The organism is Spirulina sp. LEGE 11439, assembly GCF_059821285.1.
In genome coordinates, this window is sequence record NZ_JCAMRX010000001.1 from 96816 (window position 1) to 121569 (window position 24754).

At 43.5% G+C, this 24754-nt stretch carries 21 protein-coding genes and 1 pseudogene; 15 read left to right on the top strand and 7 right to left on the bottom strand.

Features of this window, described 5'->3' with window-relative positions; all coding sequences use genetic code 11:
- The first annotated feature begins 41 nt into the window (after positions 1 to 41).
- Positions 42 to 3197, top strand: coding sequence for an eCIS core domain-containing protein (locus tag AC6RV6_RS00440; protein ID WP_500238013.1), 3156 nt, complete (start codon positions 42 to 44; stop codon positions 3195 to 3197).
- Between the two features lie 23 nt (positions 3198 to 3220).
- Positions 3221 to 3682: a hypothetical protein gene (locus tag AC6RV6_RS00445; protein ID WP_500238014.1), complete on the top strand. Its 462-nt coding sequence runs from the start codon at positions 3221 to 3223 to the stop codon at positions 3680 to 3682.
- 167 nt (positions 3683 to 3849) lie between these two features.
- Here the strand turns inward: AC6RV6_RS00445 and AC6RV6_RS00450 are convergent, their stop codons facing one another.
- From AC6RV6_RS00450 to AC6RV6_RS00460, 3 genes are all read right to left on the bottom strand, one after another.
- Positions 3850 to 6642, bottom strand: a complete 2793-nt coding sequence (locus AC6RV6_RS00450) for a bifunctional acetate--CoA ligase family protein/GNAT family N-acetyltransferase (RefSeq protein ID WP_500238015.1) — start codon at positions 6640 to 6642, stop codon at positions 3850 to 3852.
- Between the two features lie 366 nt (positions 6643 to 7008).
- Positions 7009 to 7650, bottom strand: coding sequence for a Uma2 family endonuclease (locus AC6RV6_RS00455; protein WP_500238016.1), 642 nt, complete (start codon positions 7648 to 7650; stop codon positions 7009 to 7011).
- A 59-nt stretch (positions 7651 to 7709) separates the two neighbouring features.
- Positions 7710 to 8492, bottom strand: coding sequence for an MlaE family ABC transporter permease (locus AC6RV6_RS00460; RefSeq protein ID WP_500238017.1), 783 nt, complete (start codon positions 8490 to 8492; stop codon positions 7710 to 7712).
- Positions 8493 to 8564: 72 nt separating this feature from the next.
- On the opposite strand from AC6RV6_RS00460, the gene AC6RV6_RS00465 reads away from it, so the two are divergent.
- The 9 genes from AC6RV6_RS00465 to AC6RV6_RS00505 all read left to right on the top strand — a co-directional run bounded on the left by AC6RV6_RS00465 (position 8565) and on the right by AC6RV6_RS00505 (position 17947).
- Positions 8565 to 9587, top strand: coding sequence for an ADP-ribosylglycohydrolase family protein (locus AC6RV6_RS00465; RefSeq protein ID WP_500238019.1), 1023 nt, complete (start codon positions 8565 to 8567; stop codon positions 9585 to 9587).
- 243 nt (positions 9588 to 9830) lie between these two features.
- Positions 9831 to 10022: a hypothetical protein gene (locus AC6RV6_RS00470; RefSeq protein ID WP_500238020.1), complete on the top strand. Its 192-nt coding sequence runs from the start codon at positions 9831 to 9833 to the stop codon at positions 10020 to 10022.
- A gap of 462 nt (positions 10023 to 10484) precedes the next feature.
- Positions 10485 to 13721, top strand: a complete 3237-nt coding sequence (carB, locus tag AC6RV6_RS00475; protein ID WP_500238021.1) for a carbamoyl-phosphate synthase large subunit — start codon at positions 10485 to 10487, stop codon at positions 13719 to 13721.
- 92 nt (positions 13722 to 13813) lie between these two features.
- Complete coding sequence (locus AC6RV6_RS00480) at positions 13814 to 13936, top strand: hypothetical protein (protein ID WP_500238024.1); 123 nt, start codon at positions 13814 to 13816, stop codon at positions 13934 to 13936.
- A gap of 22 nt (positions 13937 to 13958) precedes the next feature.
- Complete coding sequence (locus AC6RV6_RS00485; RefSeq protein ID WP_500238026.1) at positions 13959 to 15098, top strand: AAA family ATPase; 1140 nt, start codon at positions 13959 to 13961, stop codon at positions 15096 to 15098.
- Complete coding sequence (locus AC6RV6_RS00490) at positions 15091 to 15852, top strand: hypothetical protein (RefSeq protein WP_500238027.1); 762 nt, start codon at positions 15091 to 15093, stop codon at positions 15850 to 15852. Before AC6RV6_RS00485 ends, AC6RV6_RS00490 begins: the two co-directional genes overlap by 8 nt.
- Positions 15853 to 15944: 92 nt before the next feature.
- On the top strand, positions 15945 to 16571 hold the full coding sequence (locus AC6RV6_RS00495) for an AIM24 family protein (RefSeq protein ID WP_500238029.1): 627 nt from the start codon (positions 15945 to 15947) through the stop codon (positions 16569 to 16571).
- Between the two features lie 68 nt (positions 16572 to 16639).
- Positions 16640 to 17302, top strand: a complete 663-nt coding sequence (locus tag AC6RV6_RS00500) for an AIM24 family protein (protein ID WP_500238030.1) — start codon at positions 16640 to 16642, stop codon at positions 17300 to 17302.
- A 27-nt stretch (positions 17303 to 17329) separates the two neighbouring features.
- Complete coding sequence (locus tag AC6RV6_RS00505; RefSeq protein WP_500238031.1) at positions 17330 to 17947, top strand: AIM24 family protein; 618 nt, start codon at positions 17330 to 17332, stop codon at positions 17945 to 17947.
- Positions 17948 to 17958: 11 nt separating this feature from the next.
- Here AC6RV6_RS00505 and AC6RV6_RS00510 read toward each other — a convergent pair whose 3' ends face one another.
- On the bottom strand, positions 17959 to 18921 hold the full coding sequence (locus AC6RV6_RS00510; protein WP_500238032.1) for an SGNH/GDSL hydrolase family protein: 963 nt from the start codon (positions 18919 to 18921) through the stop codon (positions 17959 to 17961).
- 3 nt (positions 18922 to 18924) lie between these two features.
- Positions 18925 to 19320: a nuclear transport factor 2 family protein gene (locus AC6RV6_RS00515; protein WP_500238033.1), complete on the bottom strand. Its 396-nt coding sequence runs from the start codon at positions 19318 to 19320 to the stop codon at positions 18925 to 18927.
- A gap of 105 nt (positions 19321 to 19425) precedes the next feature.
- Here AC6RV6_RS00515 and AC6RV6_RS00520 point away from each other — a divergent pair, with 105 nt between their 5' ends.
- A complete protein-coding gene (locus AC6RV6_RS00520) occupies positions 19426 to 19998 on the top strand; it encodes a class I SAM-dependent methyltransferase (protein WP_500238034.1) in 573 nt (190 codons plus the stop codon).
- Between the two features lie 45 nt (positions 19999 to 20043).
- Here AC6RV6_RS00520 and AC6RV6_RS00525 read toward each other — a convergent pair.
- Positions 20044 to 20829: pseudogene (locus AC6RV6_RS00525) on the bottom strand (thiazole synthase); the annotation flags it as partial.
- Between the two features lie 143 nt (positions 20830 to 20972).
- Positions 20973 to 22121 (bottom strand): DUF58 domain-containing protein, encoded by a 1149-nt coding sequence (locus AC6RV6_RS00530; protein WP_500238340.1) that lies wholly within the window; start codon positions 22119 to 22121, stop codon positions 20973 to 20975.
- A gap of 68 nt (positions 22122 to 22189) precedes the next feature.
- Between AC6RV6_RS00530 and AC6RV6_RS00535 the strand changes: the two genes are divergently transcribed.
- From AC6RV6_RS00535 to AC6RV6_RS00545, 3 genes are all read left to right on the top strand, one after another.
- Complete coding sequence (locus AC6RV6_RS00535; RefSeq protein WP_500238035.1) at positions 22190 to 23215, top strand: ABC transporter permease; 1026 nt, start codon at positions 22190 to 22192, stop codon at positions 23213 to 23215.
- 199 nt (positions 23216 to 23414) lie between these two features.
- Positions 23415 to 23960 carry a universal stress protein gene (locus AC6RV6_RS00540; protein ID WP_500238037.1) on the top strand — a complete coding sequence of 182 codons (546 nt, stop codon included), beginning with the start codon at positions 23415 to 23417 and terminating at the stop codon, positions 23958 to 23960.
- A 21-nt stretch (positions 23961 to 23981) separates the two neighbouring features.
- Positions 23982 to 24707 (top strand): peptidase, encoded by a 726-nt coding sequence (locus AC6RV6_RS00545; RefSeq protein WP_500238038.1) that lies wholly within the window; start codon positions 23982 to 23984, stop codon positions 24705 to 24707.
- The last annotated feature ends 47 nt before the right edge of the window (positions 24708 to 24754 follow it).

Genomic DNA, 24754 nt, shown 5'->3' on the forward strand with positions numbered 1-24754 from the left:
AAGCTATCCTTAAAACTCCTTTTGTCGTTGGTTTATTCCTCATGGCCTCGAAACGCATTCATCAACATCAACCCGATCGCAATTCCCAACAAACGAGATCGGCTGCCAGAAGCTCGAAAACAGAAACACCTTTAGAAGTAGCAAAGGTTGCTCCTGGTGCGATGATGGATAATGTCATGCAAGCAACAACAAGTGCGAACCTTCCCGAAACGCCACCGCGAGAATTTTTGCAACCCAAACTTGCGATCGGCGAACCGGGAGATAAGTACGAACAAGAAGCCGATCGCATGGCCAAAGAAGTCGTGCAGAAAATTCGCACGCCGATTTCTGCTTCTGCTCCTGAAATTAATCCCCTACAGCGAAAAACGCAAATTCCCTTCAACGCCTCAAGAGATATACTGACCCCAACAGAGGTAGATGAGACAACCTTACAGAGTAAAACCGAAGCCTATCAGCAAGTTTGGGGCGATGTCCTGCAAGCAAGCGGAAGAGAATTAGAAGGAGGAATGGTTAATAATGACTTTGAAGGAGAGTTAAATCGTGCCAGAAGCGGGGGACAATCCCTAGAACCTAAATTGCAAAACCAAATGGGAAAAGCATTTGGTACGGATTTTAGCAGTGTCAAAATTCATACAGATTCTGGGAGTAATAAGCTCAATCAATCGATACAAGCGAAGGCATTTACTACAGGAAAAGATATCTTTTTTAAGTCGGGAAAATATCAGCCCGGAAGCCAAAGTGGACAAGAGTTAATTGCTCATGAATTAACTCACGTAGTACAGCAAAATGGGGATGCGATTCAGAAAAAAGAAAGACGAGAAACTGAAACGAACGACTCGCTAGCGGATTCAATTCAACGTCAAAGCGAACCTGTAATTCAACGTTTTTGGGATGCAGCAACTCAGGTTAAATTACCGCGAATGGGAAAAAATATTGTTAATGCTTCTATTTATCGATACACTACAAATAATGGGACAGAGGTTGTCTTTAATCCGAGCAACCCCGCCGCTCAGTCTGCAGGGCAATATGATGCAGAATATAATGTAACTTGCGATAACTTTTATCGCGGATATTTCACTTTTAAACCATCTGGATCGAATGAATGGTTTTGTATTCATCAGGATCAAATCAAATTTTCTGGTTTAACTGTTCTGCAGATTTATAATTCGAGAATAGAATGGGAAACGACACTCAGCCTACCGACACAAGCCGATACAATTTTAAGCAATGAGGAGATAGAACGACTTCAAGAAAAATTCCTGACACTCGGAGGTGATAAACAACAATTTATAGATAACGTTATAGACTCTAAAACTGGGGATGAGTTGAAATACAGACTCAAAGGATGTCTCGAAAGAGATTCTTTGGAGAAAGATACAATTAATGACTACGCCGCCCAGAAAATCCAAGAAGCAAAGATAGCTGAGAGAGGACTAGAATGGGACGCGTTAACCCTTGTCGATCCCGGCAATGCTAAGACCAATTACTTAACATTATCAGATGAGCATGCCGAGCGATTCCGAATGGCGATCGCTAAGGCAAAGGAAGGCACTCCAGAGCAAGTTGATGCTGCGGTAAATACGTTACACGGTGGTGGATCGATTAATGATATCGAAACGGCAATTACTCGACAACAAAGAGACGAAGAATGGACGGCATTAACTCTTGTCGATCCCGGTAATGCTAAGACCAATTACTTAACATTATCAGATGAGCATGCCGAGCGATTCCGAATGGCGATCGCTAAGGCAAAGGAAGGCACTCCAGAGCAAGTTGATGCTGCGGTAAATACGTTACACGGTGGTGGATCGATTAGTGATATCGAAACGGCGATTACTCGACAAAAAAGAGACGAAGAATGGGACGCATTAACTCTTGTCGATCCCGGCAATGCCAAAACCAATTATTTAGGATTATCCGACGAAGATGCCAAAAAATTCCGCATTGCAATCTATGACGCGAAGATAGAATCCGACACACAAGTCACAGCTGCTGTAAATGCGTTACACAACGGCAGCGTGATTGGTGAAATTAAAGGCGCGATCGCTAACAAAGCAAGAGAGGAAGAATGGCCGGATCTAGAGATTGAAGCGCTCTTTGATTCTGATACCATTCCTAATTTAGCTCAAGCTAAATATTTGGAATTAGATGATGAAAATGCTCAAAAATTCAGGCTGATTTTGAATGGTTTGGGAGATACTTTAGATAAAGTATCTGCAGTGACGGCATTTGCTAATGCAGCCAAAACTTTAGATACTATGCTTGGTGAAGTTCGCGAAGCAGCGAAAGGATCTCGCAGAGAAGAAAAATGGAATAGCTTCGATTTCCAAATCGGTGGTCAAATTAGCGGTGAGAGAGTATTAGAAAATGCGAAAGCTAAATATTTGAATTTGACAGAGAAAGAAGCATATGAGTTAGAAGTAATCATAAAAGAAGCGAAGATAGCAAGACAAGAAGATAAGGTGGTTTGGGCTCTCACCGCAGCTTCAGATTCCGGAAAATTCAAAACGAAAATTCTCGATGCTTTTCAGATTCCCGTAACAGAGATTATAACACTACGTATCAAAGAAACCTACAAAATTGATATGAAGAAAAAGTGGACTTTAGCAGAGTTGGAAGATATAGAAGCTGCTCTCAAACGCTTCCAATACTTATTAGGCGATCTTCGCAAATCTGGTATAGGCGAACAGGAGTTAGAGAAGGTCATTCGCACAAGACGAAATCTAGAAGATGACAGCACTGCTGGTATGACCCATGGCGAAAAAATTTATATGTATGATAAAAGTCAAACCGTTGATGATTTTGTTAAAGTAACATCATCCCCTACTTTAGACGAACGTCGTCAAGGTTTTCGAGGGACAATGACCCACGAATTAACTCATGCTTTAATTGCAGATACTAAGATCAGAGAAGAGGTGAAATATCATCAAGAATATTCAACTCTTCTTGATTTCTGGCAAACAAAAAGTAAACCAAAATTTGGTGGGAAAGATTGGACAGAAAGGATTGAAAATGGTAAAATGGGAGGTGTGGAAGTGCCAATTACAGAGTATGGTGCGAAAAATGCAGAAGAAGACCTTTGCGAAGCGGTTATGTTCTATTTTGAAGAGCCTGCAACACTTCGGAAAAAATGTCCTATCCGTTTTGCCTTTGTTCGAGATAATATTCAACCCTTGTTAGATGCACCACTTGGATAATGTATGGAATGTGGAGAAAAAACATGACACGAACTCCAAATCTCGAACAACTAGAAGATTGGCTCGCCGTACAAATTTTAACTCGCCAAGAGATACAGGAAAAATATAGTATTTCTGACCAGCATATTCAGACAGGAGGGTGTTATGTGGCACTCGATCGCTTAATCGAACTGCACAATCCGCAAACGCATCCCGGCTGGTTATATTATTTTGGCGATGATTCTTTTGCCGTATTTTATATCGAAGATATCAATGGAGAATTAGAGGGCTTTACCTCGCAAATATTACAGGATTATTTAGGAGAACCCGAGGCTATTTTACCTTCTCATACTGGAAGATGCGATCGCCAGTATATTTATGCCAACAAAGGAATTGCTTTTTCGGCAGATAATAAAAAGCTCAGTTTTTTAGTTATCTTTCCTCCCATGTCCCTTGAAGAATACAAAGATAATCTCTACTATGAACCCTCTCCTTTTATTCGCTGAACGAAAATATTGGTAGTGATAAATATGTGACGATCTAACAGCTTGGTTGGCGAAGATTGAATCAGAAACTGCGGAATCGAATAGCGATCGCGCTGAAAATTGAAAATACTCCTCTGAGAAAAAGCGATCTCACCCCAAGAGGCGCGATCGCTTTAAAAAACTCAATCTCAAGACCCGATCGGCTTCATCGAAATAGCGGGTTCTGTTTCCAATTCTAATTCTGCCGAGACCACATCGGGAGTGTGACGCGACAGTTTAAAACCCGCCTTTTCGCAGACGCGCTGCATGGCTCCATTTTCCGGGAGAATTTCCGCCACGATGCGAGATAACTTGCGATCGCGGCCAATTTTCACCAAGCGTTTTAACAACTCGGTGCCCAAGCCTTGATACTGAAAGCGATCGCTCACCAAAGCGGCAAATTCAGCATCATCGGTACTGTGACCCTGACGCAGGCGACCGATCCCCAAAATCTCGTGTTCCCCGGTTTCGGGATCCTTATAATCCGCCACCAATGCCATTTCGCGATCGTAGTCGATAAAACAGAGGCGAGAAAGGCGATCGTGAGCAACCCGAGTTTTCAGCGCCATTAAGTGAAAATAGCGCAGATAAATACTTTCCTCCGATAAAGGCTCGTGGAATTTCACCGCTAACGGCTCATCTTCCGGACGAATGGGGCGAATAGTCACGGTTTTGCCATCCTTCATCGTCCATGAATCAACATATTCCAAGGGATAGGGACAAATAGCCGGGGAAGGAATCTCTTCCTCTTGCACTTGTAGATCGTGCAGCACCACCCGCGCATCTAAAGCGATGAAGTGTTGGGAAGAAGCCAAAAGCGGATTAATTTCAATTTCCTTAATCCAACGTTGCTCTACCACCAACTGGCTAAACCGAACGATCGCTTGCTCTAACGCCTTCAAATCGACCGCCGCTTGCCCTCGTACCCCTTGCAAGGCTTGGTAAATCTTCGTTTGTTCCATCATGCGCCGCACTAAGGTGGTATTCAGAGGCGGAATAGCCAGAGAACGATCTTTGAAGACTTCCACCAAAGATCCCCCCGTACCAAAAAGCAACACGGGACCGAATTGGGGATCGAAACTGCTACCGATAATCAATTCGTAATCCCCGTGGGACATCTGCAACATCGGTTGTACCGTCACCCCTTGGAAATGTTCCGCTCCGACTTTCTCCGTTACCGAGACTTCAATGCCGTGATAAGCACCGCGCACGGCGTGTTCGTCCTGCAATAACAAGCGCACGCCCCCTACATCGGTTTTATGGGTAATCGTGGTGGAATTGAGCTTTAAAACCACGGGATAGCCGATTTTGGCAGCTTGTTCGACAGCTTCCTCGACATGGGTGGCAACATGGGTGGGAATAGTGGGGATTTTGTATGCCTCTAAAAGCTGTTTGGACTCGTATTCCGTGAGCAGGGTGCGTCCTGCGCTGCGGATGTCTTCAATGGCTGCCTTGGCGCGATCGCGATCGAGCAGATTATTTTCCTCCTCTAAGGCAAGAGCAGGGGTTTCGTACAAGCCTTGCAAGTTATAGGTATAGCGCCACATATAGTTAAACACTCGGGCGGCGGTATCTGGGAAGGGCAAGGTAAATATTTTGGCCGTGTTCAGCAATTCTTCCCCCGGGGTAATGCTATTGCCTCCCATCCAACTCGCTAAAATCGGTTTGGAGGGGTGAGCCTTGCTTTGTAGGACCTCTAAAAACTTCTGGGCGGTTTGGGTCGGGGCCGTCATGGCTTGCGGGGTGAGAATTGCCAATAAGCCGTCACTATTGGTATCGTTAAGGGCAATTTCAATCGCTTCGGCATAGCGATCGGGGTCGGCATCTCCCAAAATATCGATGGGGTTACTATGACTCCAGTGAGGGGGCAAAATTTCATCGAGGGCGCGGATTGTTTCTTCGGAGAGTGCCGCAAGTTCGCCACCGTCAGCAATGAGGGCATCGGTCGTTAAAACGCCGGGACCTCCCGCATTAGTGAGAATAGTCAAGGCTTTTCCCTTCGGTCGCGGTTGTTTGGCGAGAACTTCTGCCATATTGAAAAGGTCGTCAATGGTATCGACGCGCAACACGCCGCACCGTCGGAAAGCAGCATCAAGGACATCATCGCTCCCTGCTAAAGTCCCCGTATGAGACGCGGCGGCGGCGGCGGCGGCTTCTGTGCGCCCGGCTTTAATAACGATAATCGGTTTGGTGCGGGCGACTTCTCGTGCTGCAGACAGGAAGGAACGGGCATTACCGATGCTTTCCATGTAAATCACAATACTCTCGGTGTTGGGATCGTCCCCGAGGTGGTCGATCAGGTCGCCCCAATCCACATCCAGCATCGAACCAATGGAAACAAAAGCACTAAACCCGACATTTTCCCGAAAACTCCAATCGAGGATCGAGGTGCAAAGCGCTCCGCTTTGGGAGACAAACCCGACATTGCCGGGACGGGCGATCGCGCCGGCAAAGGTCGCATTCAGCCCAGAGACGGGATTCATGACCCCTAAGCAATTCGGACCGATAATTCGCATTTTACTGCGACGGGCAATTTCTAAAATTTGTCGTTCGAGTTCGATGCCTTCGGGTCCGATTTCTTTAAATCCTGCCGAAATTACGATCGCACCCTGGACTCCTGCTTCGGCACATTCGGTAATAATGCGCGGTACTGTGGCGGCAGGGGTGGCAATAATCGCCAGATCCACGGCTTCGGGGACGGCAGCAACATTGGGATAGGCTTTAATTCCCAAAACGCTCCCTCGCTTGGGGTTAACGGGAAAGACCGTCCCGCCGAAGGGATGTCCGATCAAGTTCCAGAGAAGAGTACGTCCGACACTGCTGGATTTTTCGCTGGCACCAATGAGGGCAACATTTTTGGGACGAAAAAACACATCTAAAGGTTGTTTTTCATACCCCAAGATATTTTGGGCGGGATCGGGTTGTATCATAGTTGTCACCATAATTGGCTCCTTCGGTGCTTCTAATTGCAGCAGTTAGAGGTTAAGAATTCGGTCGCTTCGGGAGAGTTGACGATAAATTGCAAGGCGATGAAATTTTATTTCCATCTGTTTTGATTCTAAGCTAGAATTCTCTAGAGTTCCTATTAGTTAAGCAAGAATTTTGTTGTTTTATTGTTTTATTTTTTCTTTATATTTTTCCAGTCTAGTCCCTGAGATAGAGTTCAAGTTCTAAAAGCGAGACTACTGGTCTTACTTTCAAGGGGAAATTAGGTTTCCAATATATTCTCGAAATTGACATCGAATCTCTCAATATTAAAATTATTGAAGATTGCCAATCTTAGCTCGATCGATTCACAAAAATCTTGATTACTCATTTTGAGCTTGCACTTTAAGCCACTGTCGAAAAGAACGAATTAGTGCAGTTTCTCCAATTGTTGCGCGTTGTTCGATAAAATGCAGAATATCATTAGGAGAGAGAAAGGGAAAAGTAGAGGAATAATCTACAATCTGATAAGACTGTTCTTGTAAAGTATAAAATTGCAATCTTTCGCCATCATAGCACCACACTTCTAGTACGCCTAAAGCCAGATATAAACTCATGCGATCGAGAGAACTGCTGGTAATATCAATTTCAATGACCAGATCGGGAGGTGGATCGCGATCGAGATCGATTTGTTCCAAGTCCCGAACGATCGCTTCATTGGCAATGTAATAGCATTGGTCGGGCTCTAAACCTTTGGCTAAATCTTGGCGACGACAGGTTAGAGATCCCAAACTTCTGATATTAATGTTAAACTCCTCCGTTACCGTTTCAAGGCAACGACCGACTAATTTTTTATATCCTTCATGGGGAGCGAGTGGTGTCATGATTTCTAATTTACCGCAATCGTAGGTCAGTCGAAGTCCTCGCTGGTCTTGGAAGGCTTCAAGCAGGGTTTCGTAAGTTTGCCAGCTAATATTATCGAGTAAAATCCCCGATCGCATTACTGGAGGAGGTGCGATAATCATATTTATTTTTGAGATTGGGAATTTTTCAATTGTAGCAAGAGAGAAGATAATGAGCCATTTTAAAGAATGGGGGTTTTAAACAATAGCAAAGAGAGGAAAAAATCGAGAAAGAAAATAGCGATCCATGTGGTTACAACAGCATTGGTTGAAGATTGTCCCACCTCCTTTGCTCCTCCCCGGGTTGTCAATCCCCAACTACAGCCGATCGCCGACACCACGACACCAAACAATAACCCTTTTAGCAACACTGCCAGCAAATCCAACGGCGTTAAAAACGATCGCACCGATCGCAGAAATAACCAAGGATTGAGATGATAAAATTGCTGTGCCGTCAGCATCCCTACTACAATCCCCACAGCGATCGCGCAAATACTTAATAAAGGCAACATCAAACAGCAAGCGATCGCCCTCGGTAACACCAAATAATCGATCGGATCCGTTTTTAAAATCATCAACGCATCGATTTGCTCTGTGACCTGCATCGCGCCTAATTCCGCCGCATAAGCAGATCCCACCTGTCCGGCGACAATACTTGCCGTTAAAACCGGACCTAACTCCCGACAAAATGCCAAAGCAAAAGCCCCTCCCAACGCCGCAATTGCCCCAAAACGGTTTAATTCTCGCGCCGTCTGGATGGTAAAGATGGCACTGGCAGAAATTGCGATTAGAATAACAGGTAGGAAAGAACGAGGTCCGGCTTTCGCAAATTGTTCGAGAAAGGCACGCGGGTAAATCCTACCCTTGAAAAGACGCAACCCGAGCTGTCCCACAAGGAAAAGTGCCATGCAGAACCGCCAGAGCCAAGACTGCTCGATAAAATTTTCGGGTTTGGAGTTGAACATCGAGTACAAAGAAATAGGGTGCGCGAACGAAATTCATTTTTGTGCGAACGAAAAAAATAGGAACTGACTCGGATGATTACGAATAGGCTACACCACGGCACGGCGATCGCGGCGACAACCATGACACGAGAACAAGCGGATATTTCTGGGGCAAAAATTTTATCCGGATTATTGGGATTTTGCGTCGGAGATGCTCTCGGGGTTCCCGTAGAATTTTCCTCGCGATCGCAACTGCAACAGTCTCCCGTCACGGGAATGCAAGGATACGGCACCCACGATCGCCCCCCCGGAACTTTGTCTGATGCCAGTGCCTTAATGTTTTGCGTTGCGGAAGCTCTTTGTGCGGAGAGTATGACGGCAGAAGCTTTCGTTGATGTGACAGCAAATCTCCTCTCTCGCGGTCACGAGGGAGAAATTGGCACGTTCCATGACAGGCATCTTGATATGGGGTTGACTACCGCCAAAGCGATCGCTCGCTTGCAAGCAGGGATTTCCCCGCGACTATCTGGAGAAACGGAAGAGATGAGCAATGGGAATGGTTCTTTGGTGCGGACGCTTCCCTTAGTTTTTTGCTCTCATTTACTCTCATTTCCCGATTTGCTCGAGGGCATTCATCTTATCTCCCGCATTACTCACGCCCATCCGCGATCGCAAATGGCCTGCGGATTTTACATTAGCATTGCGATCGATTTGCTACAGGGTTATCCTCCCGAAGAAGCGTATTTACGGGGCATTGCTCGCATTGAGCCTCTGTATTGGCATCCTCCCTATAGCGCTCAATTATTCCATTTTCATAATATTATCGGCGGCAATTTAGCCGAACTGCCCCGAGGGGAGATTTCCTCGGGGGGATATGTCATTCATACCCTAGAGGCCACTCTCTGGTGCTTGCTCAATTGCTCCTCTTACTCCGAGACAGTTTTAGAAGCCGTGAATTTAGGCGAGAGTACCAATGCGATCGCGGCTTTAGCCGGAGGCTTAGCGGGAATATCTTACGGTGTTAAAGATATTCCCGCCGATTGGATACAACAAATTGCTGGCTTTTATGACATTTTGGCTTTATCCGAGCAATTAGCAAACAAGATTTTTCGCTGAATTGCGGGTACAATTAAAACTAGGTGAGAATATGCGAATTCAAAATTAGGGAAAATATTTCTCTGTGAGGAGCGAACGCCGTGCAAGAATATTGCCCAAAACACCCCGATCTTTGCTGGGAATGGAACTAAAGCACTACTTAAAAAGTCTTTTAAGATAGAACTCGGTACCATCCAATTCGATGAAAACCCAGATCGAATAGTACTTTTTCTTTGGGAAAGAGTGCGGGAGGTTCAGTACGCCATGCAAGAAACCAAAACAGTCACCTGCAATTGTATCTTAGTATTGTTGTTGTTAAATTTACTCTCTCTCGGAGTTTACCATCTTTGCAATACACCGACAGAGTTGGCAAAATCGGAAAGATTTATTCTTCTTGAAGATCCGATTGCTTTAATGGTCTCTGACAAGAACCAAAAACGAGAATCTCAGTTTTAGTTATTGTTTATTAGTTATTGGTTCTTGGTGGCCGATCGCTGAATTTAATTCAGCTTGTATTTTAGCGCCGATCGACTTGGGAGCGATTTCTGTCGATTACCTTGGCTACTCAAAATTCCCTGTTACTCTAACTTCAGTCCTCATCATACATTTTTTCTCGAGGAGCGATCGCGAGCTCGTCCGCAGAGATAGATGCGATCGAGAGAGAGGAACTCATTGCAAGTATCAAGAGTTACAATTAATAACAATAAAACCAAAGAGATTAGATCGTTTAAGATTAAAATCGCGCTTGATTTTGATGGCGATCGCGGCCAAGATTGTCACACCGGTCTCAATTTTTTGTTGAGGAATATTTTCAGGGACTGAGAGATAAGTTAAAAACATTCAGCTAATGGACGATCGCAAAGAAAGCCTTGCTGTAAAATAGTTTGACTTTATACACCTTACGCTCTACAAACTCCTATGCCTCGTCGCGAAGACCTCAAAAAAATCCTGATCCTCGGTTCTGGCCCCATCGTCATCGGTCAAGCCTGCGAATTCGATTACTCGGGAACGCAAGCCTGTAAAGCCCTCCGACAAGAAGGCTATGAAGTAATTTTAGTGAATTCCAATCCGGCAACGATCATGACAGATCCCGAAACTGCCGATCGCACTTATGTCGAACCTCTCGTCCCGGAAATTGTTGCCAAGGTCATCGAAAAAGAGCGACCGGATGCGATTTTACCGACGATGGGAGGACAAACCGCCCTCAACCTCGCTGTTGCTTTAGCGAAAGACGGTACCCTAGAGAAATATGGAGTAGAACTCATCGGTGCAAAACTCCCTGCTATTGAAAAAGCCGAGGATCGCTTGCTGTTTAAAGAAGCAATGGAAAAAATCGGTGTAGGGGTGTGTCCTTCGGGAATTGCCAATACATTAGACGAAGCCCGTGCGATCGCTCGAGAAATCGGTTCCTATCCTCTCATTATCCGCCCCGCTTTCACCATGGGTGGTACCGGAGGAGGAATTGCTTACAACCAAGAAGAATATGAAGCAATGGCACAAGGAGGGATCGATGCTTCTCCCGTGTCGCAAATTTTGGTGGAGCGATCGCTTTTAGGGTGGAAAGAGTACGAACTAGAAGTAATGCGAGATCTCGCTGATAATGTTGTCATTATTTGCAGTATCGAAAACTTCGATCCGATGGGGGTACATACTGGAGATTCTATCACCGTCGCCCCCGCCCAAACCCTGACGGACAAAGAATATCAGCGCTTGCGAGACTATTCCATTGCAATTATCCGGGAAATTGGCGTAGAAACGGGAGGTTCAAACATTCAGTTTTCGGTTAATCCCACGAATGGGGATGTCATTGTCATTGAAATGAACCCTCGGGTGTCGCGATCGTCTGCCCTTGCATCGAAAGCCACGGGTTTCCCCATTGCCAAATTTGCGGCTAAACTCGCTGTCGGTTACACTTTACCAGAGATTTCTAACGACATCACACAACAAACTCCGGCTTCCTTTGAACCCACGATCGATTATGTTGTCACAAAAATACCACGCTTTGCTTTCGAGAAATTCCCCGGTTCCAAACCCATCCTCACAACGCAAATGAAATCCGTCGGGGAAGCAATGGCCATCGGACGAACCTTCCAAGAATCTTTTCAAAAAGCCCTACGTTCCTTAGAAACCGGACGCTATGGCTTTGGATGCGATCGCAGCGAACCTTTACCGACCTTAGTACAAGTGAGCGCTAATTTGCGAACCCCCAACCCCGATCGCATTTTTAGTATCCATCAGGCACTAAAATTGGGCATGACAGTGGAAGAAATTCATAATTTGACTGCGATCGATATTTGGTTTTTGGACAAATTGGCAGATTTACTGAAAACCGAACGTTTCCTCAAGCAAACGCCATTAAAAGAGATTTCTGCAACGGATATGCGTTTCATTAAGCAACAGGGATTTAGCGATCGTCAAATTGCTTTTGCGACCAGTACGACAGAAGATGAAGTCCGCAACCATCGCCAACAATTAAAGGTTACTCCTGTTTATAAATTGGTGGATACTTGCGCGGCAGAATTTGAGGCTTATACCCCCTATTATTATTCTACCTACGAACCGGAAGAATCGGAAATTCGCACCTCCGATAAACCCAAAGTGATGATCCTTGGTGGGGGACCAAACCGCATCGGACAGGGGATTGAATTCGACTATTGTTGTTGTCATGCTGCCTTCTCTCTCAGCGATGCAGGCTATGAAACCATCATGGTGAATTCCAATCCTGAAACCGTTTCGACGGACTACGATACAAGCGATCGTCTCTATTTTGAACCCTTAACAAAAGAAGATGTTCTCAATATCATTGAAGCCGAACAACCAGACGGAATTATTGTGCAATTTGGCGGACAAACTCCTCTTAAATTAGCTGTTCCTTTACAAAGTTATCTCAACCAAAATCCCAGTAAAACCACAATCTGGGGAACTTCTCCAGACTCCATCGATACCGCAGAAGACCGGGAACGGTTTGAAAAAATTCTCAACGAATTAGAAATTCTACAGCCTCCCAATGGCATTTCTCGCAGTTACGAAGAATCACTAGCTATTGCCAACCGAATTGGCTATCCGGTTGTCGTTCGTCCTTCTTATGTATTAGGAGGTCGGGCGATGGAAATTGTCTACGCAGACTCAGAATTAGAGCATTATATGACCTTTGCCGTACAAGTCGAACCCGATCGTCCTATTTTAGTGGATAAGTTCCTTGAAAATGCCGTTGAAGTAGATGTTGATTGTATTGCCGATCGCGAAGGAAATGCAGTGATTGGCGGTATCATGGAACATATCGAGCAAGCAGGAATTCACTCGGGAGATTCAGCTTGTTCTCTACCTTATACATCGCTTTCGGATACTGCTCTCAATACAATTCGGACATGGACCTTTAAACTGGCAAAGGTCTTAAATGTTGTGGGTCTAATGAACATTCAATACGCCGTTCAAGGAGATATTGTTTATATTTTAGAAGCCAATCCTCGGGCATCGCGGACGGTTCCTTATGTTTCCAAAGCAACAGGAATTCCTTTGGCCAAAATGGCTTCTTTGGTCATGTCTGGCAAAACCTTAAAGGAATTGAATTTTACCGAAGAACCTACATTCAAGCATGTTGCAGTTAAAGAAGCGGTATTGCCTTTTAAAAAGTTCCCCGGAACCGATACTCTTCTCGGTCCTGAAATGCGTTCGACTGGAGAAGTCATGGGTATTGATTCCGATTTTGGTAAGGCATTTGCCAAAGCAGAAATTGCCGCCGGCGAACAGTTACCGCGAGCAGGAACAGTTTTTGTTTCTGTTAACGATCGCGATAAATCTCCAGTCGTTCCTATCATTAAAGAGTTCTGCGATCTAGGGTTCAAAATTATTGCCACTTCAGGAACTCATAAAGTGTTACAGGAAAATGGTGTAGAGTCGGAATTGGTATTGAAACTACATGAAGGCCGTCCTCATGTTTTAGATGCCATTAAAAACGAGAATATCAACCTGATTGTAAATACTCCATCGGGACAAGATTCGCGGGAAGATGGGCGTTTAATTCGTCGTTCTTGTTTGGCTTACAAAATCCCTCTCATTACTACTCTTGCCGGGGCAAAAGCAACGGTAGCGGCAATAAAATCCTTGCGATCGCAACCTTTAGAAGTGAAAGCATTGCAAGAATATATTGTTTAAACGCTTGACTAAAACAAGAGGAACTAATCCTCTTGTTTTAGTTCGATACAGTTTTCTACTTTCATGTTATATTCAATTGAAGAGAGTGTAGCTTGAAGAAGCGCCGATTCAAAAATGAATGGGCGGTTTTACCTGTTCCAGAGTTAGTCCAAGATTTACAATTAGAGTTACAATTAACAGTAGGAGATATCTTTGATTGGTTAAAGCATCAATGATTCAATTTAGAGAAGGAGAGGTATGATAACAGAAATTAAACTCGAAAACTTTAAAGGTCATCAATCCACTCAACTGAGTTTAGATGATTCTCGCTTACACGCATTGGTGGGAAAAAATAGTTCAGGCAAAACATCCATTCTACAAGCAATATATTATTTAAGTATGCTTGCTGATAAATCATTTGCCCGTATTTTTCAAGATGATAGATCTCCGGAATTTCTTACAAAAACCGGGCAACAAAATATGTCAGTTTTATCCTGTGGTTATTGGGGAAATATTAACCCAAAATTTTGGAAAGCATCTTTTAGTTGGGAACAGAATGATGGTTATTCCTGGAAACCAAAAACATTCTGGAATATAGATAATAATTCGGATGGTTCAAATCGAGGTGATTGGAATGCTTCATTAGATATAGCTCCCGATTCAATTATTAAATCTCTGAAATATTCGGTATATCTAAAGCTAGTTGCTGGTAATCTTGCTAAAGCAGCTTACAGCGATCGAGATACACCAAGAGTTGAGTTTGATGGCTCGGGACTTGCACCTGCTATAGATTATTTTCGCGATGATGCTCCAGATCAATTTCAATTACTACAAGAAACTTTAAAACGGATTATACCAGAAGTGTATAAAGTCGGAGTAACGCGCGCAAAAACTATTATAAACCATCAGCGATTGATTGAAATTGATGGCAAATCCATCTCATATGAAGACAATCAAGAAATTATGGGAAAAGAAGTAGTTTTGGATACTAATACAGGTAATAGAATTCCTGCCCATGCACTGAGTGAAGGGACATTACTGACTTTAGGATTCCTGACAGTTTTGCTGCATCCTAAACAGCCAAATTTAATTTTATTAGATGATATTGAACAAGGACTGCATCCACGGGCGCAACGAGAGTTAATTGCTGTTTTCAAAGAAATTGTAAGAACTAATCCTAATCTACAAATTATCTTTACAACTCATTCTCCTTATATTGTCGATGAACTAGATTTTTCTCAAGTTCACGTACTCGATACTAATCCTTCCGGTTTTACAAGCTGTAAACGATTAGATGAGCATCCTGATGTAGAATGGGCAAAACAAACCTTAACAACGGGAGAATTTTGGAATGCAGAAGGTGAAGAATGGATTAACGAAGGAGTTGTAAATGTCTGAAGTTATAGTTATTGTAGAAAGTCGTGCGGATTGGCAAATTGCAACTGAATTAGCAAATCGAGTGCTTGTCGAGACAATTGATTGGTTAGAAGAAGAAAATCTTCAATATATGTTTCAGTGGAGTGGGTTAGAGGCAGGAACAGAATATTCTTGCTGGAAAGACATCAAAAAAATTATTCGCAATGTTCGTTCCCCAAAATTTAAACTCGGGTTTTTGGGTCGCACTCGAGATGGTAAAAAATTTAAACCTGATGGTGTAGCAGCAATGAAAGTATTAAATTTAGTCCGTTTTTTACAGAAAACGCGAGAAATTAAAGCAATTCTTTTCATTCGCGATCTCGATAATCAACCCGATCGCAGACGAGGACTCGAACAAGCCAGAAGGGAGCATTGCGATCGCAAACCTCAATTAGAGATTATACTCGGTACGGCGAATCCCAAAAGAGAAGCGTGGGTACTGAATGGATTTCTTCCTGAAAATCCAGAAGAAGAGCAAATTTTAGCAGAAATCAAGATGCAATTATCCTTCGATCCTTGCACCGAAGCGCATAAATTGCGTTCTACCTCGAGAGAAAACAGCGATCGCACGAGAAACCCTAAAGTTATTTTAGAACGGCTAACAAGCCAACAAATGCAACGAGAACAAAAATGCTGGCAAAATACCAATCTGAAAACTCTGCGCGATCGCGGAATTGAAACGAGTTTAACAATTTATCTAGAAGAAATCGCGCAAAAATTGTCTTTTCTTGACTAATATGGGAGAGTCAGCGATTCACTGTTTATAAACATGACCAAAATAATCAGATCTCAAGCCTCCTACTTTAGCAGTCGGAACTGATAACTGAAATGACTACTTTTGCATTAAAAAACGATCGCCTTCTTCAAGTGACCTTAAATAATGAGAAAGTGATGGCAACAGCCGGATCGATGGTTGCTTGCGATGGAAATGTTAAATTTGAAAAGGCATTATTAGGAGGAGAAGGATTATTAGGTGTTCTCAAACGCAAAGTCACGAAAGAGAAATTTGAACTTATGTGCGCCAAAGGTTCAGGTACGGTATATTTTGCCAATAAAGCACAAGAAATTTCTCTTCTCCCTCTGAATAATGATAAAATGTTTATTGAGAGTAATAGTCTTTTAGCCTTTGATGAAACACTCAAAACCAATGTTGCTTTTGCTGGAATTACTGGAGCAACTTCAGGTCAAGGATTATTTACCACAACAGTTGAAGGAAGTGGTAATGTGGCTGTCATTTCTCACGGTGGGATTTTAGCATTTGAGGTTAATGGAGTATATCCATTTTGTGTCGATCCTGATGCGTTTATTGGCTATCAAGGAAATGTGCAAAAAGAATTTATTTTTGATGTTAACTGGAAAACAATGGTCGGAGAAACTTCTGGAGAAAGCTATCAGTTAAAATTTACCGGACAAGGTACGATTTATATTCAACCCGCAGAACGTATTTATCAATGAGCAATGAACAATGAGCAATTATCAATCAATAGCATATCTATATTTAACAGTTTAACCGTGGAGAAATTATGCCTACCTACAGCCTAGTTAATTATAAAATGTTAGCGATCGCACTGAACAATGAGGAAGTTTTTGCCAAACGTGGTTCAATGCTTTGCTATACCGGAAAAATAAACTTTACTCGCAGTTATTTGGCGGGAGGTGGAGTACAAAATTTAGCCCTGCGCGAAGTTACAAACGAAGAATTAATCCTGATGCGCGCCCGAGGGACAGGGAAAGTTTGCTATGGTTATCAAGGTGAGTATGTAACGATTATTCCTTTACAAGGCGAGATATTGTACATTGAAAGCGATAGTGTTTTAGCATATGATAATCGTTTGCAAACTGGAACAGTTTTTCAAGGAAATCAAAGTGGTATTCAAGGAATTATTAAAGGAGTTGCTAGCGGTCAAGGTTTGTTTACAACGACTTTTTCGGGACATGGAGAAGTCGCCATTATTTCTCAAGGGGATGCGATCGCACTTGAGGTGACGCCAAAAGAGCCGATATTTGTCGATCTGAATGCCTATCTCGGTCACAAAGGAATGTTAACTTCTCAGTTTGTAACAGATGTGAATTGGAAAACTTTAATCGGTCAAACTTCTGGAGAAAGTTATCAGTTCAAATTTAGCGGACAAGGTACAGTTTATATTCAAGCATACGAACGAGAAACTACATCAATTCAAAATTAAAATTATAAATTCAAATAATAGGCAATTATGATTTATAACTACGAAACCTTACCCGACAATGATAATCTCAATAAGTTTAGTTATTGTCTGAATGTTGTCAACCAGATGATGATAAAAAAAGGCAAGATGATTGCCTATTATGGAATGTTGAGATTTCAAGCAGTAGGGGCAAATTTGCTCGATTTGATTGTGCAAGAATCAATTAATACACCTCGATATGCTAATGAGTTTATTGTGGTAACGGGACAAGGAAAACTCATTCTAGGCGATCGCGCTTGCGAAATTGCCTCTTACGATTTAGAGGACGCACATTTGACAGTCAAAGCGTCTCGGGTTTTGGCATTTTCTTCGTCTTTAACCTGTCAAGAATCAACCTTGGGAGGTTATTTGACTTTTCTAGGGACAGGTCAACTCATTGCCTCTTCTAACGGTCCTGTCGTCTTTCTTGAGGCACCGGCAAAAGTCGATCCCGAGGCTGTTTTAGGATGGGCAGATTTACCCAGTCCTTCTTATCATTATGATTATGAATATATTAAAGATGTTGTGTCTGCGGTAGGAAGTTTAGCGGGATTAAAAAAATCTGGAGAAGAAAGACAATTGAATTTTACGGGTAAGGGAACGATTTTAATTCAATCTTCTGAATAAGAAGCAAGAATTTAGGGAGAACATAAGCGATCGCGCTGGCAAATTTGCACAAATAAAAGTTGTGCGATCGCGGTATTGCCTTCAGGTGTTAAATGCACGAGATCGCGAAAATAAGATTCTGTCTGGGTTGCAGGTAATTTTGACCAAGCCGCATGAGTATCGATAATCGAAATTTGACGAGTTTTTAAAAACTGAAAAAACTTGGTTTTATATGCAGGAATATTGGGCGTTGGAATAACATCAATACGGTTGGGAGTAAAGAGAATAATTATGGGGATATTGCGATCGAGAATGCGATCTAAAAGCGCAATATTTTTTTGAAATTGTTCCTCTGGGGTTACAGTAGAGGGAATTTCCTGATATGATGGAGGTAAGTGCAAACGCAGTAAAACTTGTGGGATAATATAACGAGTAAAGAGTTCTTGTAAGGCAAATAATGGCTTGCGATCGGGATAATTAGGGTCAATTCCCACGCGATTTCCGATACTGGTCGGCTGAATTAAATCGTGAGTGCCAATCTGTAAAATGAGCAGATCGCTGGCAAATGTGCCAAATTCATGCAAATATCCGAGTTGATTGCCAATTCCCCAAGATCCTGCCGACGCATTTAAAACTTCTACATTGATGCCTATTTCTTTGATTTCTGCTTCTAACTGTTCGGAAATTATTTGGTTTTGATCTGTTAACATTCCTCCATTTAATACCGAGTCGCCAACCATAAGAATTCTCAGAGTTTTTTCAGGTTTAGGAGAGAGAATGCGATCGGAACGTTGAGAATATTGATTGTAAATAATTTTATTCCCAAAACGAGTTATATTTTGATTGGGTTGAAAACGATATCCAATTTCTGCATCAGCTTGACTTAATACTGGATTTCCCAAACCAAATTTAAAACGTAATCCCCCTTCTAAAATAATAAAAATCGAGATCATGAGAAACAGAAAGCGAGAGTTAAAGAAGATTTTTGGTTTCATTTATTATTCTCTTCTACTTGCAATAGGGCTACCATGATGATGAATGAGATACCATTTTTGTGCCATTTTCCGAAATATATTTGTCGCCATCGATCGCGCCTCATAACGCTGATTTCCTACAATTTGCATGACATTTTCCACAAGGATTATATAAGCGATCGCCTCTCCGAGATCGACATTGATAATTTCTGTATTGATTTCGAGATAATTCGTATTGCGAAAAATTTGTTCCCACGAGGTGCGAGTCTCTTCCCATCCTCGTAAAGTTTCTCGTCCGGGATGGATACAGGAACTCCATGTTCCTTGAGACCAAACTTCGGACATGGCCCCGATATCTTTTTTCTCAAAAGCACGATAAAAGGCTTCATTGACTGCAATGACTGCTGCTTTGTCGTCCATGGTTTTAGATCGTGAGTAGTGAATAATTGAGAGAGAATTGTCATCAATGTTTCTTCTTTCTTTAAAATACAAAGTGATGAATATTCTCCCCTATCGGGTAATTATATGTCCAATTTACGTTTAAATCTCGGCTGTGGCTGCAAATTATTAGCAGGTTATGTCAACGTCGATCGCTTTGGAAATCCCGATCTCCAGTTCGATCTCGAAACCTTTCCCTGGCCGTGGCCAGATAACAGTGTTATGGAAATTAAACTCATTCACGTCCTCGAACATCTCGGACAACAAACCGATACTTATCTGAAAATCATTCAAGAAATGTATCGCATTTGTGCGAATGGTGCAATGATTCATATTATCGTTCCCCATCCTCGTCACGATGATTTTATGCACGATCCCACCCATGTGCGACCTATTACCCCTTTAGGACTGAGTCTGTTTTCTCGTCGTTTAAACCAAGAATGGCAAGCGCAAGGCTGTGCAAATACTCCTCTTGCCCTCTATTTAGATGTGGATTTTGAATTAGTGAAAACTAATTTTGTCCCAAGCGAATTTTGGCGCGATCGCTATCCCGATCGCATTTCAGATTTACAATTACTCTTACAAGAAAGCGCACTCTATAATAACTTGATCAAAGAAATCGAGATGTTTCTTCAAGTCATAAAAAATACCAAGGAATAGAGGACAGAGGAAGAATTTATTCTTGGTTTCTTCCTCTGTATTGTTTTAAGCCACCGTACCCGTAAGGGGAGAACTAGCACTCGCGTAGGCTTTCACGGGAATGCGTCCGGCTTGATAGGCCATGCGTCCGGCTTCTGCGGCCATCCCCATTGCTTGCCCCATTTTAATAGGATCTCGAGCAAGGGCGATCGCGCTATTAATCAATAAAGCATCTGCCCCCATTTCCATCGCTGCGGCGGCTTCACTAGGGGAACCGATCCCCGCATCGATAACCACCGGCACCTTAGCTTGTTCGATAATAATTTGGATATTGGCGGCATTTTTCAGCCCTTGTCCGGAACCAATAGGAGAACCCAACGGCATTACTGTCACGCACCCCACTTCCTCTAAACGCTTGGCTAAGAGAGGATCGGCATTGATATAAGGTAAAACGGCAAATCCTTCCTTTACCAACTGTTCTGCAGCTTCTAGGGTGCCGATGGGGTCGGGAAGTAAATATTTGGCATCGGGGATCACTTCCAGTTTGATAAAATTGTTTTCTTCCTGTCCCAAAAGTTTCGCCATTTCTCGCCCCAAACGGGCAACGCGCACGGCTTCTTCCACAGTTTTACAGCCGGCAGTATTGGGCAGCATCCAAATTTTATTCCAGTCGATCGCTTCTGCGAGTCCTTCATGTCCGGGGGCTTGAGTTTGCACTCGTCGCACTGCAACCGTGACAATTTCGCAACCGCTTGCAATAATACTGCGCTGCATGGTTTCAATATTGGAATATTTACCCGTTCCCGTCATCAAACGAGATTGAAAAGTACGTCCGGCAATGGTTAAAGTATCCGGAGAAGAGGACGTTTGAGCGAGATTGGGGTTAGGAATTGTTGCTGTTGACATGAAATCCACGATCGATTAGAGACTTCCTATTATCAGCGATCGCGACATCAGCAATTGACAAATTAATAATTAATTAACTTATGCCCCTATCATCTAACTGGTCTCTGTAACTGGTCTGATAATGGTTGTTCTGGATCGATGGCCAAACCCTTTAAATTGAGATTAGAAGGAGTGGTCTTGGCAACAGCACGAGCAAAGACTAAATAACAACTTCCCCGAGGTAGAGAATTCAGACTATTCGTATTTGGACTCAGCCAAACCAAGGGCGGCTCTGTGGGTGGGGCTGCATTTTGTTCTTCTTGAATATAAGTGGCCGCGAGAGTTTCCAAAACGACGCGATTCCCTTTCACTAAACCTGTTTGTGCCGTCCACAACTGAACGCTAAATTGACAGCGACTGGCATAAAAATAAAGCGATGCTGCTGCAATAACAGCTTGCTCAAAGGCCTCAGAATCCCAAGCCGTCCCGCTATCCAAACAAATAATCACTTCTTTCCCACTGGTAATTACTTCCAGTTCTCGTACTTGTAAATTCCCCAGTTTCGCGCTTGTTCGCCAGTGAATTAAACGGGTCGGATCGCCGATACGATAGGGGCGGAGGGCTTTTGTAATCCCTTCAGTTGCCGATTCATAACGGCGATCGCGTTCGGTTTGCAGGCTTTCTTCTCGTCCGATGGTATCTACGAGAGGGCAGGAACGCAAGGGTAAAACTTGTGGGTAAACAATTGCTTTTGCGGGTACAAGACGACTGCGAAGCGCCCAAAATAACCCTAAAGGAGTCGCTGTTTTCAATTCTACTTCTTGCCAGCGATAAACTCCTCGTCTTTGAGTCGGATGATAATAAGTAATACGATGAGTTTGATGAGGAGGAATCACCTCGATCGCTGTCGGTTTAGCGCGACCGAGAACTGAGGGCAAAACATCGCAGACTTGTAGAAGCGATCGCGGTTGATTGCTCGTATTTTCTAACTCTAACTCGAGGATCAGGTCATCCCCCGCACTAATAGGGGCAATGAGACGACGACGCACTTGAATCGAGGCAAGCGATCGCGCAGCAAGGACGGCACCGAGTCCCAAGAGGGCAAAAATAATACCGCTAATGGCATATAACCAACCCGCCATTGTATTAGTGGCAGCCCCGAAAAAACAGAGTGCAATTCCCAGTAAAACCCCGCCAGAATAAGCAGGTTTCACCCAATGACGTTCTAACCAATCTAAGAGTCGCGTAATGGTTTTCAGCATTTGTTTCGCGATCGGGGCAGCATTTCTGATGGGATAATTTTACTCTAACCCATTACCTCTAAATAATGTCACGGACTAAAGCCTTACAATTTTATATTCTGACTCGCTTATTACTCGCCCCTTTAATGTTACTAACAATTGTAACACTTGTTTTTCTTCTCTTGCGAGCAACCCCGGGGGATCCCGCCGATGCTATCCTCGGCAATCGCGCCCCAGAAGCCGCCAAAGAAATCTTGAGAGAGCGTCTCGGCCTCACAGATCCCCTTTGGTTGCAATATTTTAAGTATTTAGGACAACTTCTGCGCTTCGATTTAGGGGAATCTGTGACCAGTCAAGGACAACCGGTTTGGGAGGTCATTCAACAACATTTCCCCGCGACGGTTGAATTAACTTTCTTTGGGATGGCCATCGCCGTTCTCATTGGCGTTACGGTAGGAATGCTAGCCGCTTCTCGTCCGGGGACGGTCATGGATGCTGGCGGACGCTTATTTGGCATTATTACCTACTCTCTGCCCCTCTTTTGGATGGGAATGGTGTTTCAACTCATTTTCTCAGTGAAATTGGGCTGGTTTCCTCTAGGGACGCGCTATCCCATCAATGTGCTGCCTCCCGCACAAATTACCGGACTCTACACCCTTGATAGTCTCCTCACGGGCAACTTCGGACAACTTTTTACCGCTCTCTATTATCTTGTTTTACCTTGTGGTTCCTTGGGTTTGCTCCTGAGCGGTATCTTTGAACGTATCGTGCGAGTCAACCTGAAACATACCTTAAAAGCCGATTATATCGAAGCCGCCCGAGCCCGAGGTATTCCCGAACGGCGTATCTTATTTGCTCATGCCTTTAAAAATGCCCTTATTCCTGTAATTACTGTTTTGGGTTTAACCATTGCTGCTTTATTGGGAGGCGCTCTTTTAACCGAAGTCACTTTCTCTTGGCCGGGGTTGGGAAAACGATTGTACGAGGCAATTGGCGATCGCGACTATCCTACCGTACAGGGCATTCTGGTCTTTTTTGGTGGCATTGTCGTGTTTGCTAGTATCGCGATCGATATTATCAACGCTTACATCGATCCTCGGATTCGCTATTAATCCCCTATAAAAATTAGAGAGGAATCTTGGTCAGTTCTGTTAATTTTTCTGTCAGAATCAATCCAACCATTGAGAAATATGTCAACCTAAAAGTATAAGAATTTCGTCTTTAAAATGTCTATTCTTAAGGGTTTCCTAATTGTAAATTGAGAATTGAGATAAGGCGAAATCTCCCTATTTTGAATTGCTGGAGGAGATTATGACCGTTCAAGAACTGAGTCAAAAAACACTCGAAAATGCGATCGCTGATTTTCAGATTGACGATAAAGGGTTTCAGAAGATTTTAGTCGCGATCGATCGCGAATCTACCCCCCCAGAAGTTTTAGAAAAAGCAGTTTCTCTGGCCAAACAGTTTAACGGTCATTTGATGCTGTTCTATTGCATGGGAGATCCTTTTCCCAATAGTTCTAATGTTTTAGCCGCAGGAAGTATGGGCATTTATGGGGGTAGTTACTCCGTCGAAATGCTCGAACAATCCCAAAAATTAGCACAACAACGAAAAGATGAGGTTTTAGCGTGGTTGCAATCTTGGTGTCAAAAACTGACAGATTTAGGCATTGCTACGGAATTTGACTACAAGCAAGGGGATGCCGGTCAAACCATTTGCGCTTTGGCTGAAAGTTGGGGTGCCGATACAATCGTTATCGGTCGTCGCGGACGATCGGGACTTTCGGAAATGCTCCTCGGCAGCGTCAGCAATTATGTCTTGCACCATGCTACTTGTACGGTTATGGTAGTGCAGTAACCGACGCACTAATCTTGAAGCATGAGGAACTGGGGGCGTTTTTTTAGTTTGGGAATTGTCTTGCATTTGGCTTTATTTTTCCTGTTGGGAAATTTAAATTCATCGTTTTTTGCTCATTCTGCCTCCCTTCCTGCGGCAAGCTCCCATCCCTTACCCCAACAATTAGAACAATGGCAAAATCCTAACGGGGATTATTTCGATCGCATTGATGCTACCCCGTTAGGATATTTAGTTTGGTCGGATTTTCCAGTTAAAGTTTATCTTGAACCCGATCGCGATAAGACGCAGCAAAAATGGACAAAAGCAATCCGAGACGCGATCGCAGAATGGAATATTTATCTCCCCTTACAAGAAGTCACTGAAAAAGAAAATGCAGATATCATTTGGGTGCGATCGCGACCCCCCATGCGAGCGAGGATCGACCGAGAAAACCGCCAATTAATTATCCCTCGCGCCCGGACTGCCGAAGCAAAATATGATTTTTATTTGCGATCGACAGATCCCCCCCTTCTCGCCCATCGCTTCCAGATTTTTTTAGGTGCTCATCAAAGCGAGAAACATACTTTAGGGACCGCACGTCACGAGTTAGGTCACGCCCTCGGAATTTGGGGTCACAGTCCCTTAGAAACCGATGCCCTTTATGAGGCGCAAACAGGCGATCCGCCACCAATTTCTCCACGAGATATCAATACTTTAAAAAAGATCTACGAACAACCCACGCAACTCGGTTGGAGCGTACAAAAATAAGTTATTCTTCCTCTCTATCCATCGGAAATGTACAGAGAGGAAGTCTA